Genomic DNA, 212 nt, shown 5'->3' with positions numbered 1-212 from the left:
TTCGCTCCTCAGCGTCAGTAACGGCCCAGAGACCTGCCTTCGCCATTGGTGTTCTTCCCGATATCTACACATTCCACCGTTACACCGGGAATTCCAGTCTCCCCTACCGCACTCAAGCCCGCCCGTACCCGGCGCGGATCCACCGTTAAGCGATGGACTTTCACACCGGACGCGACGAACCGCCTACGAGCCCTTTACGCCCAATAAATCCG

1 rRNA gene is annotated in these 212 nt (G+C 59.0%); it reads right to left on the bottom strand.

The window, feature by feature from the left end:
* Window positions 1-212 (bottom strand): 16S ribosomal RNA (locus tag A7A76_RS01280); the annotation flags it as partial.

The organism is Lysobacter enzymogenes (assembly GCF_017168095.1).
GTDB classification, from domain to species: Bacteria; Pseudomonadota; Gammaproteobacteria; order Xanthomonadales; family Xanthomonadaceae; genus Lysobacter; species Lysobacter enzymogenes_D.
The sequence above is the reverse complement of the archived record's forward strand: the minus strand, read 5'-3'. Positions and strand labels throughout refer to the sequence as shown.